Origin of the sequence: Nostoc sp. CCY 9925 (assembly GCF_963920935.1) — a bacterium.
GTDB lineage: Bacteria > Cyanobacteriota > Cyanobacteriia > Cyanobacteriales > Nostocaceae > Nostoc.
Genome location: NZ_CAWUDO010000075.1, coordinates 23,620 through 41,575, shown reverse-complemented (window position 1 = coordinate 41,575; position 17,956 = coordinate 23,620). Strand labels below are relative to the sequence as shown.

Below are 17,956 nucleotides of genomic sequence, written 5' to 3'. Positions count from 1 at the left end.
CCTTGCAGGGGAGAGGAATGGAAGCGGGGTTTTCCAGATACCGTGAAAAGTCAGGCACTCCCCACTCCCTAAATTCAATCTTTTGGAGGAAAGACAATTTTAGAATTCCCTTCAGGAGTTTGAATTACTTTCCCTCCCAAGGCTTCGATTTCCCTAATTGCACGTTTCCGAGTTTTATCGTCAACTTGATTATTTAACACCATCGTCCAGGTAGAGATTTGAGCATATTTACTATTAGGATTCCGGCTGAGAAATTCAGCAGTTTTTTGAGAAGTAGCAGCTATAAACTGACTTTCTTCATCTGAAAAGTTTCTCGCCCAATTTGCGGCTGTGGCAAAAGACTCTTGGGCAGCTTGAGGATTGCCTAGAAATAATAACTCATCAGTTCCTTTATAACGCCACACGTAATAAGACTTTTCGGGAACCGATGGAGATAGGGATTTTAAGCCTTTTTCTGATAATGCGATCGCTCGTTCTGGCATGGCAGCATATAATGAAGTACTAATGGAAAGACTGCGATACGCTGCCAAAAATCGCGGGTCGCGTTCTAGAATTACTTCAAAATATTCTGGGCTTAAACTATAACCTGTTTTATCCCGGACTTCATCATCTCCAAAATATTGTAAAAAATTCAGATATACCCAATCTCCAATCAAGTTTTTATAACCAAAGCTAGGCATTCTTTTGATAAAATCAAGCCTGATTTTTTCTGATTTAATATCTTTTTCTAGAGTTTCTAAGGAAGCAGACTTTTTACTATTGAGCAGTTTTTCCAGTCGGGGAAATTGAATCAAGCCAACTCCTAAAATACACGCAAAGATTATAAAAGGTGTGACAATGGCTTTACGCGATAACAACATATCTGCCCACTCTATACCAAACTAGAAGTATTGTATTATACTTCAAATCGTTTGGCATTCTAGAATATCCCAATCCAAAATCATTGGTGAGAAAAGATGTAAGTATTTTTAATAGCTAGTGGTCTGTCCCATTAGTTTCGAGAGGTTTCAGAAACGAACCGCAAAGGACGCAAAGAGCGCGAAGGAAGAAAAATTAAGAATGAGTTCATTTATCATATTTAATTGAGATAAACCACTACTGAAGTTGCGATTTGGAGTCAACATTGCCTGCCGGACTGTCGTCAAGTACCGACAGCTAGCAGGGATTGATTCGTCGCACACACGTAAACTTAGTAAATCCAAAAATAGGTAAGTGCTAGAGTTACAGCAGTTAACGGTAGTCCAAATCGTAAATGCTCCCCAAAGCTCAGCCGATATCCTCGCTTAGCAACTGCCTCCGCTACAATCAAATTGGCAACAGAACCCAGCAGCGTCAAATTTCCAGCCAGTGTAGAAGCCGCCGCTAGCAGTAGCCAAGTTTGCGTATTGGGATGGGGAATTAGGTGATGTAGCAGCAGTACCGCTGGCACATTAGATACTAGATTCGACAAAAATACGGTTACTCCCAGAATGCTCAAGGGATCGTAAACGAAACGGGAAAACCATTCCAGCGCACCGAGTTTCTGCACGCCCTCGGTGAGGATGAACAAGCCACAAAACATCAGCAGCAAATCCCAATCCACCTTTTGTAAAATTCGCTCTGGCTTGAGACGACGTGTTACTAGTAATAGTCCAGCGGCAATTAACGTTGCTTCCGCAGTGGGAATGCCAATCAAAAAAGCTATTAGTAATCCGCCTGTAATTAGCAGACTCTTGATTAAAAGTGGTTTGAAAAGACGGTAATTAGGTGATTCGACTTTCAGATCGGGACGTAGGGAACGCACTTCTGGATACAACCACCACAACCAACCCACCTGGATTACTAAACTTACCAAAGCTAGCGGTGTCAAGGCTTTGGCAAAGTCTAGATAACTAATGCCAGAGAACGAACCAATTAAGATATTTTGAGGATTGCCGCTGAGGGTGGCAACAGAACCAATATTAGTTGCGCCAGCCAGTGCCAATAAGTAGGGAACAGGATTGAGCTTCAGCAATTGTGTAAGACTAACTACTAAAGGTGTGAGAATTAGGGCGATCGTGTCATTGAGGAACAGTGCTGAGAGAAAGCCGCTACCAAAAGTTAGTACTATTAATAATCCAAATGGACTGTGGATATGGCAGATAGTGTAATCAACAGCCAACTGGAAAAAACCCGAAACTGTCAGATTCGCACTAATTATCATCATGCCGAACAGGAACACCAGTGTCTTGTAGTCAATAGCACTCCACGCCGCACGCAGATCCAACAATCCTAATGCCATCAACAAAGCCGCACCCGCAATGGCAATTGTGGCACGATTCATCCGCAGTCCAGGTAAATAACCGAGTCCCAACCCGATGTAAGTTAGTAAAATCACAAGGTATCGCAGAACTACCATTGCCTACTCCCCCACCGTAGTTAACTCAGATTGAGAGTTTAGCGAATGGGATGTAGATTTAGTTTCCGGCATAAACAAGCAAAAGAAAGCCAAGGCAGAGATGGCGATCGCTGCCATACTCAAGAAGCTAGCGTTATAGCCAGCTTCTTTAGCTACAAAACAAGCCAGGGAGTTACTGAGAGACGCACCAATACCAACGGCAGCGCCAATTGCTCCCTGGGCGAGATTGAAGTGTCCTGTTCCCTTGGTCAAATTGGCTATTACCAAAAGCTGCATCACGCCAAAAATTCCTGCGTCTCTACATTTGCATTCATACCACAATTCAGCAACGCCAAATATAACTAGCTTTTTAATCAATAGATTAAAGCGAGAGTAGATTGTGTTTAATGTCTTTTTTTAATGTTTGCATAGATATCTTTATTCTTGGAAATTATAGCGTTACTTTTCTTTATCAATACTTTCTTCAATGATTAAGTTATTTGGATTTTACTTAATTTTTTATATAAAGCCAGTAAAATTTTTAACATTGTCCCAAAATTAAGTTTAGTTGTGATTTAAACCTATTGCTGTGACCAAAGTATAGGAAATACTATTATGTCTAATGATATTCAAGCTAAAGACCTAAATGGGATTGAGACTCGAAGCCAAAATCGTGCTAAACCCCAAGATATTCAAAACCTAGCGAGAGGAGTGTTAAATAATTTAGTATCTTCTGTAAAGACATTAGTATGTGACATCACAGCTTTAGAAGTGAATACTATAGTTGTGGATAGGATTAATGGGTCAAAATTTAATCCTTGGCAAGCATATCAAGAAATTTATTCTATACATGACCCAAACTATTTTGAGGCAAAAGGAATTCCCAAAGAAGGTTCCCAAGCCCAAGAACTGCGTCAGCATTATAAAAGTCTATTTGACCAACTTGAAAGAGAATATTTTTACCTTTTGCTAGAACAGGGTTCAGGTTTTTATAATCCTGAGGATGAGAGGGTAAAACGATATCGCCAGAACCTTGAAGACGCAAAGAAACATCAAGAAAATCTAGTTGAAGCTGATGAAAACAACATCAAGTTAGCCAAACCAATACTACCTGCTCCAACTCCGGTTATTGATGAAAAAGATGGAAACAGTCAAGAAGATTGGATTGCAAATTATCAAGAAATTCAAAAACTTTTAAACAATGGTAAATTTATTCGGAGTTTGCGTAAAATATCTGAACTGAAAGCAGCCCTTGATGGTGGTAACGTTACAAGTACTCAAACTGATATTATTTATGTCCAAACTGTGATGCAGTTAGATGGAGATATTATCACTCGTTATAATAAAGAATTGTTTAATTTAACTGAGGAAGCTAAAAATTCCATCATTAATACACATAACGAAGGGCTGGTTGCTGGAGAGAAACAGTGGCGTGGAACACTTAGTTTTTTGATTAATTTAGTACAAAATATTGCAAAATTACCTTGAGCGTGAACGGCAATTTACAAAAAATAGATCCCAAAATATTACTACAAATTCCTGAAGGCGATCGCTTTGAACTTAAGCTTGAGGGAGGACAGTGTAGTTTTTATTTAAATGAGACAATTATAGAACAAATTCAGCAAGCAAAAAAAAATGGTGTTTTCCTTGAAATTAGCCCACAACTGATAATTTATCTTTGGTATTATACCTGTTTCAGTAATTATCTAGTATTGGAAAATAAAAATTCAATAAGTAAAAATTTATATTTAGGTATCTTACAGCTTTTTTTCAGTAAAACGGCACAAGAAAAAACAAGCTTACAATCGGGAATCACCTTCAATTCTTACTACAAACAGGCTAAATCAGCTTTATCTGCTTATAAAGACGAAGATATTGTTTTGCAAACCGTAGTAATTTTTGATGGTGATATATTTCATAAAATCAAGTGGGATTGTTTGGAAAATTCTAACTTTTCAATAATTGTCTCTGCTCACTATTGGCTGACTGAACAATTAATAAGTAGCTTTCAAATTAAACCCAATTTATTAATTTGGGAGGTAGCTTCGTCGTTTACTGCTGGTTTTGTAGTTTACAATCTTAATCCAGCAAATGGGATGCTATCAATATTTGCTTGGTTGGGCTTAACTATATTATTTGCTACTACCCGCTATATACTTGTTAATCAATTTCAAAGACTTACTTCTATCAACTCTAAATTTATAAATTGGTTGGCGTGGGCGCTGGTTTGTCTAATTCCTAGCTTTGTTGTTGGCGGTATTAATGGCTTTAGCGAAGTTAATGCTTTATTATTGCCATTATTGTCAGTTGTTGCACCAAAACTGGTAGAGTACATTTTAAGTTTTATCCAACCACGAGTTGGTAAATTAATTCTGCATCGGTTACTATCTTAAATCAGTGAGCAGTTAGCACTAAAAATACTTATACCAATTCTCTATGAAGATGCACTTAATTTTATTAAACGTAGTACCGCAAGGCAGAATTCAAAATTCAAAATGACGCTCGCGGACACGGCTTAGCTGCGCTAACAAAATTCAAAATTAATACAGCATCAGCGTTTCGTTGATTTAGAATGGGTGGTTTATTTACGCCGTGCTGTAGTAAACGCTTTGCGGCTTGCCGTAGGCTTCCGCCAACGCGCAGCGTCTCGTAGAGAAGAACGCCAAGGAAGATAAGGGTAATTAGAAGAGTGCAAATGGAGAGAGAATTGGTATTACTCCCTCAAACGAGCTGCGTTAGATGCAAAAGCAGCTTATATAGTTATCCCAACCACTCAGGATTCTTAGCTGTACTGTCAAATTGGCTAGTAGTTTTAAATAATTCATACTGCCCTTTTGCAGCAGGCTGACGAGTTCGATTCAGCAACGCGCTGACTTGTTCTTGGCTCATTGGCTTAAATGTGCGTACTGCCTCAAAGGCTTGGTTGAGAATTTCCATACTCTCAATACCTGTAATTACTGTTGAGGTTGGTAGATTCATTGCGTAATGTAGGCATTCGATGGGTTTGACTGTGTTGCTTTTGAGAATGTTTTGGTCACCCATTGATTTCATACCTAGCACGCCAATTTGATTTTTTACTAAAAGAGGTAGAACTTGCCTCTCAAAACTTCTAAAATGGGCATCCATCACATTTAATGGCATTTGCACCGTATCGAAACGGAATTTGTTTTGAGTAGCAACTTCCAACATTCGCAAGTGAACTAGAGGATCTTTGTGTCCGGTAAATCCGATGTAGCGAATCTTGCCTGCTTTCTGTGCTGCGACGACAGCTTCCATTGCGCCGCCAGGAGCAAAAATTCGATCTGCATCTTCCATACGAATTATTTCATGATGCTGTAACAAATCAATGCGATCGCTCTGCAAACGTTTTAAAGACTCATCAATTTGCTTAGTAGCAGCTTCTTTTGTGCGACCGTCGATTTTGGTCATCAGAAAAACTTTTTCTCGATAACCATCTTGGAGAGCTTTACCCATCCGAATTTCGCTACCGCCATTATGGTAGTCCCAGCTATTATCCATGAAATTGATGCCGCGATCGATGGCAGTACGAATCAGACGAATACCCTCTTGCTCGTCTTTTGGTCGTCCAATATGATGACCACCCAAACCAATTACGGATACTTTTTCTCCTGTACGTCCCAGCGTCCTGTAGATCATTTCGCCGCTTTTGGTCTGAGTTGAAGTAGGTTGATTTTGGGCTAAAACTTGTCTGGTAATTCCTTCTGAAGTTGCCACTCCTGTTACAACCAAACCCGAAGTAGAAGCAAACTTTAACAAATCCCGTCTGCTGATATCCACAAATGTGTCCTTTAAAAAAAACTATGAGAATTCACTCTCATAGCTTTGCAATATTGCACAATCAAAGGCATCTAACTGGTGAAGGAAAGCAAACATCTGTAGAGTAATAGATTATTCGGCGGCAGCAATAATGGCAACACGAGTGAGCAACTAGGGTATCTACTCAAAGTCGTGGATTTCTTGGGCAAGAGGATTTTTACTACCACAATAGTCTTAGGTCACCAAATATTATTAATAAGTAAAAACTCAAAATTCAAAAGATAATCCTCATAAATCAATTTAGGGATTTGTTTGATTTTTCTTTCTTTATTTCTTTTGCCTTTTAACTTTTTATTTTTTACTTTTGCCTTGTTCGGTCAATAATTTTGTAATATAGGAATCTGGTTTGATTTCTGAAAAAAATCCGTACACTTCTAATACCCTTCTTCACTATTGCCTATTGCCTGTTCCCTGCCTCTACGAGTAATTTCAAAAATCAAATACTAGTCCTATATGACCTTTAGTGCGGTTATCTGAATTCTTGTTGAAGTTGTTGTTGTCTGAACTCTTGTTGAGATTGTTGTTGAAGTTGAAATCTATCCATTTCCAGTCTTTGTTGTTGTCTTAGTTGGTCCATTGTAGTATGTTGCCCCAACGGTCGTTGTCTGAGTTGATTTTGCAAGCGAATTTGTTCAATCCGATGTTGCTGTCGTAGTCTGTCTCCATCTTGCTGGCTCCGAAATTGTTGCCATAGTTGTTGAGAAGATTGTGGTTTTGCCAACTGTTTACTTTGTTGTTCTAGCTGGTTCTGATTTTGAGGTGTCGTATCTTTGACGCCTGCTTGCACGGGAGAATAATTAACCAATCCTATTGTCAGGATTGCAAGTAGTAGCCCTGGTTTAACTATCAATGAATGATTCATAACGGTTTTTTCAAAGGTGTTGTAGAAGGGTGGTCTTCCTGAATGAAGATATGAATTAGACTCTCGTCCGTAAATAACTGCTCTCAATCTTAATTTTAATAAATCTGAGCTTCCTCGACTACAACAGTCAGTAATTTTACGGTTTTGGTATCGAGCATAACAAACCGCCTCATTGTTTATTAAAACACAATCATCATCTGGGTGGTACTTCCTAAAGTTCATTTACCTTTCGATAGACCAGCTACAATATGCCTGCCTCCAGTTACACAACGACAGGCACTCAGGTTTAAAATCCTTCTGCCTTAAGAGGTTGTTTGAAAAGTATTTTTGGTAACATTTAAACCTCAAAAACCTAACCCCCCTACCCCCCTTCCCTACAAGGGAATGGGGGTTTCAAAGCCTCTCTCCTTGCAGGAGAGAGGAATGGAAGTGAGGTTTTTGGTATACATTTTGACTTTTCAAACATCCTCTAAAGCGCGTAACCTTTCATCATCACCAAAAGTTGCCAAGAACCTTAATTAATTGCAACTTATAAAGCCTTTCGGGATAAGTAAATGTGATAAATAGAAAAACTGTTTCCCCACTACCTACTTTCACCTATTATTTTTGGATTGACAGACTACTACTTTGTCAATGTTTTTGCTATAAGTATTAACGTTTTCAAGCTATTTTTCCAATTGATGTTATTTAAATTACTCTCAATTGAATCAACCAAGTTTTAATTTATATCGATGAAACTATTTTTGAGTCTTGATTCATAAATGTTGACATGAGATATTTTATTGCTTATCATCTTGCATGTCCTGATTTTATTTTTCTTACTGGACAATCTTGTAAGTAAATATAAGACCAATTTAGCAATAATACATGAAACTACGCTGGTTTTCACTTAGCCTCATCAGTTTTCTTCTGCTTTCGTTGCCAGTAAAAGCAAATCCTAACAGTAATAAAGTTTACTCATCTGATAACTGGAATAGAAATCAATCTAATTTACAGTTACCGCCACTGCAATTTATTCCTCCAGTTCCCAGTAATGTTGTTAATCCAACAAATACACCTAAATTCACTGGTATAGTTTCTTTAGGACGTGAGATATCAGAACTAAAAACTCCAATTAATAAATTAGTTTCTCGCTATAAATTCCTGACTCCTGGAATATTTTTTATGGACTTGGAAACAGGAGACTATATCAGTATCAACGGCAACAAAGCTTTTCCAGCGGCTAGTACAATTAAGTATCCGATTTTGATTGCTTTATTTCAAGAAGTAGATGCAGGAAGAATTAAGCTAGACGAGACTCTAGTAATGCAGCGGAAATATGTCGTCGGTGGTTCGGGTAGTATGCAGTATAAGCGAGCGGGGAGTAAGTTTAGTGTCTTAAAAACTGCAACTATGATGATGACTATTAGTGATAACACGGCGACAAATATGATTATTGCTCGCTTAGGCGGAATTGCTAAATTAAATCAACGGTTTCGCAGTTGGGGATTGCAATCTACTGCTCTGCGCCGGATGTTAGGGGACTTCAATGGAACTAATAAAACTAGCGCAAAAGATTTAGTAAGACTTTCTGCTTTGATGGTAAATAATCAACTACTTTCTAATAAAAGTGAGTCTCAAGTTTTAGGTATTATGTATGGTTGTCACAATAGAAAATTGCTGCCATCTGGTTTAGGTTCTGGTGCAAAGATAGCTCACAAAACAGGAACTTTACGTTTTGTATTGGGTGATGCGGGTATTATTCAAACGCCTTCAGGTAAGCGTTACTTAGCAGGAATTTTTGTGAGAAGACCAAATAATGACCTCAGAGCAAGAGATTTTATTCGTCAAGTATCTAAAGTCGTATATGGCTATTTTGAACAAGCAAAAGTTAGCCATGTACCGTAGGGTAGAGACGCGATTGTAGAGATGCGATTAATCGCGTCTTTACAAGAGTAGGGGAGATGGGAAGAAATAAAGATTTTTTTGTTTTATGTTACTTTTTTGATAATTGCCAACATTGTTGAGCGATCGCCCAATCTTCTTGAGTATGTATTACTAATATTCTCACTAGTGAGTCAGGTGTGGCAATATCTTCATCAACTGGCTGGTGTTGATTTTTTTCCAGGTCTATTTTTAATCCCAAAAATCCCAAAGCTTCACAAGCGGCTTGGCGAATTGCTGGTGAGTTTTCACCCACCCCTGCGGTGAACACCAAAGCATCTAATCCTCCCAAACTGGTAAGCATTGCACCGATACCAGAACGTAAGCGATGCATGTAGATATCCCACGCTAGCTTAGCGCGGGTGTTGCCTTGGGCGATCGCTTTTGTCACCTCACGCATATCGCTAGATATGCCCGAAATTCCTCGTAAACCTGAAGCTTTATTTAAAACATAATCTAATTTTTCTACAGAGTAATTACAGTACCGTAATAAGTGAATTAAAATCCCCGGATCGATTGAGCCAGAACGACTGCCCATCATTAACCCTTCCAATGGCGTGAATCCCATAGTAGTATCAATACTGCAACCGTTTTTAATCGCGGCTAAAGAACAACCGTTGCCGAGATGACAGGTGATTAATCGCAAGGATGCTAAATCTTGATCGAGAATTTGGGCAGCACGACCAGAACAGTATTGGTGACTGATACCATGAAACCCATAGCGGCGGATACCTTGCTCTACCCATTCATAGGGGCCGGGATAAATTGCTGCTGCATCGGGGATAGTACTATGAAATGCAGTATCAAATACTGCCACCTGGTTTACATTTCCTAAGATGTTTTCAATTGCTTCTATGCCTGCTAAAGCGGCGGGATTGTGTTCTGGAGCTATGTTAGACAGACGAGCGATCGCCTTTTTCACATCCTCCGTAATTACCGTACTTTCTCGATAATCTTGTCCACCATGTACTACGCGATGCCCCACCAAATCGATTTCTGACAACTGATTAATGACTTTAGTAGCACCGCGAGTGAGTGTGTTGAGCATATAGGTGAGGTGTGCTTGTGGAGACTCACCAGAAATTGATTCTTCCAGCCCTGCACCTGTAGCAGTTTTCACTTCAACTTCTGCCACACCGTGGTCTTGAGTCCAGTTGACTTTCCCTTCCCAAAGAGGTTGGGGTGCTTGGGTGGGGAGAGCCTCATCTGCAATTTCATACAGACAACTCTTTTGGCTGCTCGAACCAGCGTTTAGCACCAATATCTTCATAATAGGAAAACATGACCTGCTCTCATCATGTCACAATCCTACACTTAGTCGCGATCGTGTGCTATTAGGCATTAGACATATTTTGAGACGTTGCATTGCAACGTCTCTACAAGAGACCTGCCTTGAAAATAGGGAGTGGGGACTGGGGACTGGGGAAGTCTCTATTTTCAAGGCAGGTCTAAAGATGATGAGTGGTGAATTACGAATTACGAATTACGAATTACGAATTACGAATTACCAAAGGCTGATATTTAGGAATATTTTCTCCATCAATAAACTTGTCTGATGGATGACGTGAATTGATTATCTGCTTCAAAACTTGCATCAGGATACTTGGCTGGAAAAATGCGCTGGGTGGCTTGAGTAAATTCATCACTTCCAAGAAAAGCTGATGAATTTCTGCACTGTCAGCTTGCAGTAGTAATAATTGATCCATATACAACTGCATAAATTTGCTAATCAAATCAGGTTTTTCTCCCTCGGTGGCAGGCCAACGGAAGTCTTCACCTGTGGCCATCAACCAGGGTACAGAAATGGTTTTGCTTAGTTGCTTTTGAAAATATCGTGGCAAACCGATTAAATTACCGTTGGATTGGTTAGATAATTGCTTGTTCAAACACTCATCCAGAGTCAAAGCGCCCAAAGCAGCGGTAGTCATACCTTGACCGTAGACGGGATTGAAGGCACAAACGGCATCACCTACTATTATCAAACCTTCTGGTAATCTAGAAAGTTTTTCGTAGTGACGCAGGCTATTTTCTGTGCGTTTATAACCGTAGATGGGTGAGATCGGTTGAGCGTCTTTTATGGCTTGATAGATAATAGGCGATCGCAAACTCCGAGCAAAGTCTAAAAATCCGGCTTCGTCGGTTGGTGGATAATCTCGACTTATACCAGCGAGTGTGACAATCCAACGATTACCTTCAACCGAATAAAGCACAGCACTACGAGTATTATGTGGTGGTTTTGAGGTAATTAAAAAAGCTTTCCAGTCTGACTTAAAACCCTCAGGAGGATGATACCAACGGCTGGCATAGCCTAAAAAAGAGTTGACAACTGTCTTTTGTGGTGACTGATAACCCAATTCCTCCAACCACTCTGGTGTATGAGAATTGCGCCCACTGGCATCTACAACTAAATTAGCAAGTATCTCTGCTTCGGGTTCGTTGCGAAAGCTGACTCGTACTCCTGTAATGCTGCTTTTATTAGGGTTAGACAGCAAGTTAGTTACCTGTGCTGCTTGTACAAATACAATCCGGTCATTAGCTGCTAGACGGCGGCGGATAGTCCACTCCAAGAGATTACGGCTACAAGCGCAGCTGGTTAAATGAGAAGAAAAGCGTGGTGCCCAACCGTTAAAACCCAGCCAAGGACAATCTGCTACCGAGTCCATAATCGGTGTCCCTGAATTAGTTAATTCTGCGATGATGCCAGGAAACAGCTGCTCTAAAATTTGCTGACCCCGAATGAGTAAAACATGGACATGATAAGCTTGGGGTACACCGTGACGTTGTTCGGGTTGTTCGGGAAAGCGATCGCGCTCTACAATTATCACGCGATCAAAGTACTTGGTCAGTACTTGAGCTGTCAACAGTCCAGCAATACTTCCCCCAATCACAATAGCTTTATTTTCTGTAGCTGTAGGAATTTGTAAATCAAACATTTGAGACTTTATTTAGCTTTTTGTTATCTTCCTAAACTTAAGATAGCTTAATATTAGTGTTGCATATTTGCGGGATAATTTAGGAAATCATAAAGTCTCTCCTCCTGCTTCTTCTGCCTCCCTAAATTCATCCTAGTGTTATGCAATGCCTCAATCTTGATTAACCTGCATAGGTTTTGCAGTCGATTGATATACAAATAATTAAAAGTCAAAACTCAAAAGTAAAACAAGAATTTTTTTTGTTCTTACTATTGAACTTTGACTTATTAGTTTCAACTCATGCAATTACTTCAGCAGCAGGAGCAAAAAACTTTTCCAAATTTTGCTTTTGAACAAAATTGAGATACTGATACACAATTTCTGGACTGAGCAATTCTATCATCAGGCGGTTCTCAATCCAAAATTCGATCACTTCAAATGGGCCTCGGCTACAATGCAATATCCGCCATCCTTCAGTGGCAGCAATTTCTTCAATCTCTTTTTGACTAATAGGTACACTCACAGCCGCGTGGACTGCATTAAATTCACTAATATTATTATTTTCACGAAATTGAACTTGTTGTTCGCCATCACCAGGAATCAACTCAGTACCCAGTGGATAAACTTCAATCAGAGTGCCTTGTTCATCCAAAGCTACTGCTACATAGCTTCCAGGATGTGAAGGAAATGGAGCAGTTTTTCCGCCCAAAACTTTAGCTAAAACCTCAGCAACATGACGGGGGTTATTTGCTGCAATAGAAATGTGGTGAATCATTGGTGTTGCCTCAAAAGTTTAGACAATTTTTAATTATTTAGACTTTTAATCGATAGCTAATATCGACTTCAGATAGCAATCGGCTTTGATTTTTGAATTTCTAGCAGTTCAAGCATAGTTGCGGATAAAAACCGAGCCTCAAACCTTGCTATCAAAAAATTTTCAGCCTGTTGCCTGTTCCTTGCTATCTTTGCAGTGGTAAATCAGCCTTTTTGAAATGAGGGCGAGTTTTTTTCACGCAATCAAATAGGAGTACTATACATATTAACTATTCAAAAACAATATTTTTGAATAATACTTGTTTTTTAACAAAAGTTAGTATTAATTATAAATTCTCTGAATGTTCTCATTTGGATAAACTATATAATGTATTGATTACATCTATCTTTGGTAGTGTGCTATTTTTGTCTGCGGCAGGGTTAATTTATGGTTTTCAATTTAAGTAAGTCGGTGAAAATAAATCAAACTATGTTAACTAATACAACGTTAGCTAAACTTAGCTACTAGTAAGAGGCTCTAGCCCTTTTTTTTAGGACTAAACTCCTGACTACAAACATTTAATTTTTCACACAGTTCTACTTACTAAATATATGATTTTAGATGATATTTATTAAATTTGTATTTATCAAAAACCTAAATTTATGATTTTAGAAAATTATCATTTTAACTATTCTTTAATTAATCAAACAGATAAACAACTAATTCTTTTTATACACGGCTTCATGGGTAACATTGATGAATTTGATGAAGCAATAAAATTATTATCTGATGAATTTTCTTATTTAACACTTGATCTGCCTGGACACGGCAAAACTCAAGTTTTAGGTGGAGATGAATACTATTCAATGCCCAACACCGCCCAGGCGATAATTAACTTATTAGATAAATTAGAAATTACCAAATGCTTTTTAGTTGGTTATTCAATGGGTGGGAGATTAGCTTTATACTTAGCTTTACATTTTCCCGAACGTTTCTTCAAAGTGATACTCGAATCAGCTACCTCAGGTTTGGCAACAGAAGCAGAACGATTAGAACGAATTAAGCGTGATACGCAAATAGGCAAGAAATTGACAAGAATTACTAATAAAGTTATTTTTGCTGATTTTCTCTCAAATTGGTATAATCAACCAATTTTTGGTTATATAAAAAATCATCCACAATATGAAAAAATGGTAGAAAATCGCTTGCACAACAATCCTCAAGAATTGGATAAATCATTGCGCTTCATGGGTACTGGACGCCAGCCTAATTTATGGTCAAAGCTACCAGAAAATACAATCTCTACGCTTTTATTAGCTGGTGAATATGATGAAAAATTTGTATGTATTAATATAGAAATGTCTAAAGTATGTAAATTTGCCCAGCTAAAAATAATTGAGAATGCTGGACATAATATTCACTTTGAAAATACTTTGAAGTTTGTGCAAATTCTCAGAGATTTTTTTAATTATACTAATCCGCTTTAATTTCGATAAGTCACGCAAGCAGGCAATAGTGAATATGAAAAGTACTAATTACCTATTGCCTGTTGCCTCTCCCTCTCTCTACCCGCTCTAGCGAGCAACGCACAATTACCCTTTGTTAGTCAATCATTCTTTAGTTAGTTTATTTATCATTCTTTAGTCTACTTAAAATCACACTCGTGGGAGAAGTTTTTATGAGTGAGTTTTTCTAGTCTTTTAGAAGGACTGAAATCAAGCTAATATGCAAACAGTGATAATGCCAAAATAACTGGCACTATCTACATTTTGTATTGGCTGATAATCATGAATTAGTAATTAATTGATTATCTTGATTGTCATTTTTGCGTCACATTTATATTTAACTATATTCTATATCGAGATATGGATATGAGTTTCATATTCTCATTTCAATGAAATTGATTATCTGAGGTAATTTTTGATGAAACAAAGCAAAAAGTCCCTGCTCAACACTAAATGAGGAACTAATGTGAGTAGACCTAAAGACTACAATTTGCTTGATCAAACAGAGATAATTGAAACAGCATCACCCAAGCCATCACTGACATTACCAGATGCAGTAGCTCTGATTGTTGGTATTGTCATCGGGGCGGGGATTTTTCAAACCCCGGCTTTAGTAGCAAATCAAGCGGGTAGTGATATTGCGGTACTACTTTTTTGGTTCATCGGTGGCGTAATATCTCTGGTAGGAGCGCTGTGCTATGCAGAATTAGCAACAGTTTATCCTGATGTTGGAGGTGCTTACTACTATTTGAAACGTGCATTCGGGCGAGGAGTCGCCTTTTTATTTGCTTGGGCACGGATGACAGTAATTCAAACTGGTTCCATTGCTATTTTGGCATTTGTTTTTGGCGATTATGTTTCACAAATATGGCGGCTAGGCACGTTTTCAGCTTCTATTTACGCAGCAGTAGCGATCGCCCTTTTAACTGCTTTGAACATTGTCGGTTTGCAGCAAGGTAAGTGGACACAAAACTTACTGAGTGTTGCCAAAGTTCTGGGTTTATTGCTGGTAGTAATTCTTGGGCTGAGTGCCACTCCTAATTTTACCGCCCCCATAGAATCTGCATCATCAGGAACTTGGGGATTGGCGATGGTGTTTGTGCTGCTGTCCTACGGCGGTTGGAATGAAGCCGCTTACATCTCGGCAGAAATTCAGAATGGACGACGTAACATCGTGCGATCGCTCATTTGGAGTATTGGTATAATCACCGCCATTTACCTGCTGATCAACCTAGCTTACCTGCGGGGACTGGGATTAGCCAACATGGCACAGTCAGAAGCAGTAGCCGCAGATTTAATGCGATCGCTTTGGGGCGCACCGGGAGCCTTATTCATCAGCATCCTGATTGCGATCGCCACTTTAGGGGCAACTAACGCCACAATTTTTACTGGAGCGCGTACCAATTACGCACTGGGACAAGATTTTTCTCTATTTGGTTTTATGGGACGCTGGCAGCAACGTCCTAGCAGCCCTACCCATGCCTTATTGTTGCAAGCAGCGATCGCCTTAGCACTAGTTGTTTTAGGCACACTCACCCGCAAAGGCTTTCAAACAATGGTGGATTACACCGCCCCGGTGTTTTGGTTCTTCTTCTTACTTTCAGGCGTATCACTAATCGTCTTGCGGATGCGGGAACCCCACATAGTGCGCCCATTCCGCGTGCCATTTTATCCCTTCACACCATTACTTTTTTGCGCCGTCTGCGGTTACTTACTGTATTCCAGCTTAGTTTACACAGGCGTAGGAGCAATTGTAGGTGTTTTAGTTGTCGCAGCAGGTATTCCACTGTTGCTCTGGAATAACCACCGGGGGAGATGAGGGAGCAGGGGGAGCAGGGGGAGCAGGGGAAGCAGGGGGAGGAAGAATAAATAACTAATGCCCAATGCCCAATTACAAATCACAAAGGAGAAAATTCATGAACTTCAAAAAAATTCTGTTTTTACTGGTTACAGGGGTTAGTATTAGCAGCTTCGGAATTGCTGGGTGTACGACGGAACAGCGTAGTACTGAAACTCCGACAGAACCTTCTACTTTAACGGCTGAGACTGAAACAGTAACTCCTACAGCTACACCAACAACTCAACCGCAAGAACGCCCTGGTGATGTTCCTTATGTGCCAACACCACAGCCAGTGGTGGATGCAATGTTAAAAGTGGCAAAAGTGGGCAAAAATGATGTACTTTACGACCTTGGGAGTGGTGACGGGCGAATTGTGGTTACTGCGGCACAAAATTTTGGTACGCGGGGTGTGGGCATAGATATTGACCCCCAACGCATCAAAGAAGCTAATGAGAATGCGAAGAAAGCAGGAGTCACAGACCGCGTGAAATTTGTCCAGCAGGACTTGTTCAACACTGATTTTAGTGAAGCAACAGTAGTCACACTTTACCTATTACCAGAAATCAACGAGAAACTCCGCCCCATACTTCTAAAACAACTCAAACCTGGTACTCGGATTGTTTCCCACGCTTTCGATATGGGCAAATGGAAACCAGAGCAAACGCTGAATGTAGAGGGCAAAACTATTTACTATTGGGTAGTTCCTCAAGAGATACCAGCGAATTTGCGATAGGAATCGTGTCAATTTTGGATTTTGTATTTTGGATTCAAGAAATAATCTAAAATCCAAAATCCAAATTCTTGGATTCATAGTAAATTCCAGGCACTATAGGACTAGTATTTGATTTTTGAAATTACTCGTAGAGGCAGGGAACAGGCAATAGTCAATAGGCAATAGTGAAGAAGAGGATTAGAAGTGTATGGATTTTTTTCATAAATCAAATCGGATTCCTATAGTAAGTAGCGGGATATAATTAATTACACAATGCCATTGTGATTGTTCCGAATAACAGTAAATACTTTTATTTATGTACTTATTGTTTGGAATTCTATTTTACAAGATAGTAATTAAAACTTTTAATCTAAAATACAAAATCTTTTAAGTGAGGAAATATGATAGGGTTAAAAGGAAAGAATGCCTTAATTACAGGTGCAACATCAGGTATCGGTCAAGCGATCGCTATCAAATTTGCTCAACAAGGGTGCAATATCGCTATCAATTACCGCAAAGACCCTGATACCGCGGCACAAACACAAGAGATGGCATTGCAGAAAGCCTGTGGAGATATTGAAAATTGTGGTGTGAAGTCCCTGCTAGTTCAGGGAGATGTTTCCCAAGAGTCAGATATTGTTGAGATGGTCAACACTGTTGTTCAGGAATTTGGCAGTCTAGATATTCTCGTCAACAATGCTGGCATTCAAACAGAAAGTCCTTCTCATGAAGTTACCACAGCAGATTTTGACCGAGTGATTGCAGTAAATCTCCGGGGTGCTTATCTCTGCGCCCGTGAAACTATTAAACACTTACTGTCTGCTAATCGTCGGGGAGTAATTATTAATATTTCCAGCGTTCACGAAATTATTCCTCGACCGATGTATATCAGTTATTCTATTAGCAAAGGCGGTATGGAAAATCTGACCAAAAGTTTAGCATTGGAATACGCTAGTCAAGGTATTCGTGTTAACGCCGTTGCCCCCGGAGCGACAATCACACCAATGAATCAAGCCTGGATAGATGACCCTGAAAAAAAGGCGATCGTGGAAAGTCATATCCCAATGGGGCGGGCTGGCACTACTGAAGAAATGGCAAACGCAGTAGCTTTTTTAGCTTCAGATGAAGCCGCATACATCACCGGACAAACGCTGTTTGTCGATGGTGGATTGACTCTGTATGCTGATTTCCGGGAAACCTGGTCGGCTTAAGAGTTTAGCTGGCGTACTTTCCACGATTGAGCGATATAGCAGGG

At 39.5% G+C, this 17,956-nt stretch carries 16 protein-coding genes; 8 read left to right on the top strand and 8 right to left on the bottom strand.

Translation table 11 applies throughout. The features are described from left to right. Window positions 1-74: 74 nt before the first annotated feature. Window positions 75-860: a hypothetical protein gene (locus ACM0OY_RS28685; protein ID WP_414572185.1), complete on the bottom strand. Its 786-nt coding sequence runs from the start codon at window positions 858-860 to the stop codon at window positions 75-77. 244 nt (window positions 861-1,104) lie between these two features. On the opposite strand from ACM0OY_RS28685, the gene ACM0OY_RS28680 reads away from it, so the two are divergent. Beyond that, window positions 1,105-1,212 (top strand): hypothetical protein, encoded by a 108-nt coding sequence (locus ACM0OY_RS28680; protein WP_414572184.1) that lies wholly within the window; start codon window positions 1,105-1,107, stop codon window positions 1,210-1,212. Here ACM0OY_RS28680 and ACM0OY_RS28675 read toward each other — a convergent pair. After that, window positions 1,190-2,377 carry an anion transporter gene (locus ACM0OY_RS28675; RefSeq protein WP_414572183.1) on the bottom strand — a complete coding sequence of 396 codons (1,188 nt, stop codon included), beginning with the start codon at window positions 2,375-2,377 and terminating at the stop codon, window positions 1,190-1,192. The two genes, ACM0OY_RS28680 and ACM0OY_RS28675, sit on opposite strands and share 23 nt — an antisense overlap. A 3-nt stretch (window positions 2,378-2,380) precedes the next feature. After that, window positions 2,381-2,734 (bottom strand): hypothetical protein, encoded by a 354-nt coding sequence (locus ACM0OY_RS28670; RefSeq protein ID WP_414572182.1) that lies wholly within the window; start codon window positions 2,732-2,734, stop codon window positions 2,381-2,383. A gap of 237 nt (window positions 2,735-2,971) precedes the next feature. Between ACM0OY_RS28670 and ACM0OY_RS28665 the strand changes: the two genes are divergently transcribed. Both ACM0OY_RS28665 and ACM0OY_RS28660 read left to right on the top strand, forming a co-directional pair. Beyond that, window positions 2,972-3,844 carry a hypothetical protein gene (locus ACM0OY_RS28665; protein WP_414572181.1) on the top strand — a complete coding sequence of 291 codons (873 nt, stop codon included), beginning with the start codon at window positions 2,972-2,974 and terminating at the stop codon, window positions 3,842-3,844. 2 nt (window positions 3,845-3,846) lie between these two features. After that, window positions 3,847-4,749, top strand: a complete 903-nt coding sequence (locus ACM0OY_RS28660) for a hypothetical protein (RefSeq protein ID WP_414572180.1) — start codon at window positions 3,847-3,849, stop codon at window positions 4,747-4,749. Window positions 4,750-5,116: 367 nt separating this feature from the next. On the opposite strand, the gene ACM0OY_RS28655 is transcribed toward ACM0OY_RS28660, so the two are convergent. After that, window positions 5,117-6,154, bottom strand: a complete 1,038-nt coding sequence (locus tag ACM0OY_RS28655) for an aldo/keto reductase (protein ID WP_414572179.1) — start codon at window positions 6,152-6,154, stop codon at window positions 5,117-5,119. Window positions 6,155-6,662: 508 nt separating this feature from the next. After that, the gene (locus tag ACM0OY_RS28650; RefSeq protein ID WP_414572178.1) at window positions 6,663-7,055 is read right to left on the bottom strand and encodes a hypothetical protein; all 393 of its coding nucleotides are present in this window, start codon (window positions 7,053-7,055) and stop codon (window positions 6,663-6,665) included. Between the two features lie 867 nt (window positions 7,056-7,922). Here ACM0OY_RS28650 and ACM0OY_RS28645 point away from each other — a divergent pair. Continuing rightward, entirely contained in the window at window positions 7,923-8,942 is a 1,020-nt protein-coding gene (locus ACM0OY_RS28645; RefSeq protein ID WP_414572177.1) for a serine hydrolase, read from the top strand. Window positions 8,943-9,030: 88 nt separating this feature from the next. On the opposite strand, the gene ACM0OY_RS28640 is transcribed toward ACM0OY_RS28645, so the two are convergent. The 3 genes from ACM0OY_RS28640 to ACM0OY_RS28630 all read right to left on the bottom strand — a co-directional run bounded on the left by ACM0OY_RS28640 (window position 9,031) and on the right by ACM0OY_RS28630 (window position 12,665). Then, entirely contained in the window at window positions 9,031-10,248 is a 1,218-nt protein-coding gene (locus ACM0OY_RS28640; protein WP_414572176.1) for an acetate kinase, read from the bottom strand. Window positions 10,249-10,468: 220 nt separating this feature from the next. After that, the gene (locus ACM0OY_RS28635; RefSeq protein ID WP_414572175.1) at window positions 10,469-11,911 is read right to left on the bottom strand and encodes an FAD-dependent oxidoreductase; all 1,443 of its coding nucleotides are present in this window, start codon (window positions 11,909-11,911) and stop codon (window positions 10,469-10,471) included. Window positions 11,912-12,188: 277 nt separating this feature from the next. Further along, a complete protein-coding gene (locus ACM0OY_RS28630) occupies window positions 12,189-12,665 on the bottom strand; it encodes a hypothetical protein (RefSeq protein WP_414572174.1) in 477 nt (158 codons plus the stop codon). A 641-nt stretch (window positions 12,666-13,306) separates the two neighbouring features. Here ACM0OY_RS28630 and menH point away from each other — a divergent pair. From menH to ACM0OY_RS28610, 4 genes are all read left to right on the top strand, one after another. Continuing rightward, entirely contained in the window at window positions 13,307-14,131 is an 825-nt protein-coding gene (gene menH / locus ACM0OY_RS28625; RefSeq protein WP_414572173.1) for a 2-succinyl-6-hydroxy-2,4-cyclohexadiene-1-carboxylate synthase, read from the top strand. 484 nt (window positions 14,132-14,615) lie between these two features. Then, the gene (locus ACM0OY_RS28620; protein ID WP_414572172.1) at window positions 14,616-15,968 is read left to right on the top strand and encodes an APC family permease; all 1,353 of its coding nucleotides are present in this window, start codon (window positions 14,616-14,618) and stop codon (window positions 15,966-15,968) included. A 97-nt stretch (window positions 15,969-16,065) separates the two neighbouring features. Then, window positions 16,066-16,722: an SAM-dependent methyltransferase gene (locus tag ACM0OY_RS28615; protein ID WP_414572171.1), complete on the top strand. Its 657-nt coding sequence runs from the start codon at window positions 16,066-16,068 to the stop codon at window positions 16,720-16,722. 380 nt (window positions 16,723-17,102) lie between these two features. Continuing rightward, window positions 17,103-17,912, top strand: a complete 810-nt coding sequence (locus tag ACM0OY_RS28610) for a glucose 1-dehydrogenase (RefSeq protein WP_414572170.1) — start codon at window positions 17,103-17,105, stop codon at window positions 17,910-17,912. Window positions 17,913-17,956 lie beyond the last annotated feature (44 nt).

Coding starts and splice junctions, on each gene's coding strand:
- ACM0OY_RS28685 (WP_414572185.1), bottom strand. CDS start 860: ATGTTGTTATCGCGTAAAGCCATTGTCACACCTTTTATAATCTTTGCG.
- ACM0OY_RS28675 (WP_414572183.1), bottom strand. CDS start 2,377: ATGGTAGTTCTGCGATACCTTGTGATTTTACTAACTTACATCGGGTTG.
- ACM0OY_RS28665 (WP_414572181.1), top strand. CDS start 2,972: ATGTCTAATGATATTCAAGCTAAAGACCTAAATGGGATTGAGACTCGA.
- ACM0OY_RS28650 (WP_414572178.1), bottom strand. CDS start 7,055: ATGAATCATTCATTGATAGTTAAACCAGGGCTACTACTTGCAATCCTG.
- ACM0OY_RS28645 (WP_414572177.1), top strand. CDS start 7,923: ATGAAACTACGCTGGTTTTCACTTAGCCTCATCAGTTTTCTTCTGCTT.
- ACM0OY_RS28640 (WP_414572176.1), bottom strand. CDS start 10,248: ATGAAGATATTGGTGCTAAACGCTGGTTCGAGCAGCCAAAAGAGTTGT.
- ACM0OY_RS28635 (WP_414572175.1), bottom strand. CDS start 11,911: ATGTTTGATTTACAAATTCCTACAGCTACAGAAAATAAAGCTATTGTG.
- ACM0OY_RS28630 (WP_414572174.1), bottom strand. CDS start 12,665: ATGATTCACCACATTTCTATTGCAGCAAATAACCCCCGTCATGTTGCT.
- menH (WP_414572173.1), top strand. CDS start 13,307: ATGATTTTAGAAAATTATCATTTTAACTATTCTTTAATTAATCAAACA.
- ACM0OY_RS28615 (WP_414572171.1), top strand. CDS start 16,066: ATGAACTTCAAAAAAATTCTGTTTTTACTGGTTACAGGGGTTAGTATT.
- ACM0OY_RS28610 (WP_414572170.1), top strand. CDS start 17,103: ATGATAGGGTTAAAAGGAAAGAATGCCTTAATTACAGGTGCAACATCA.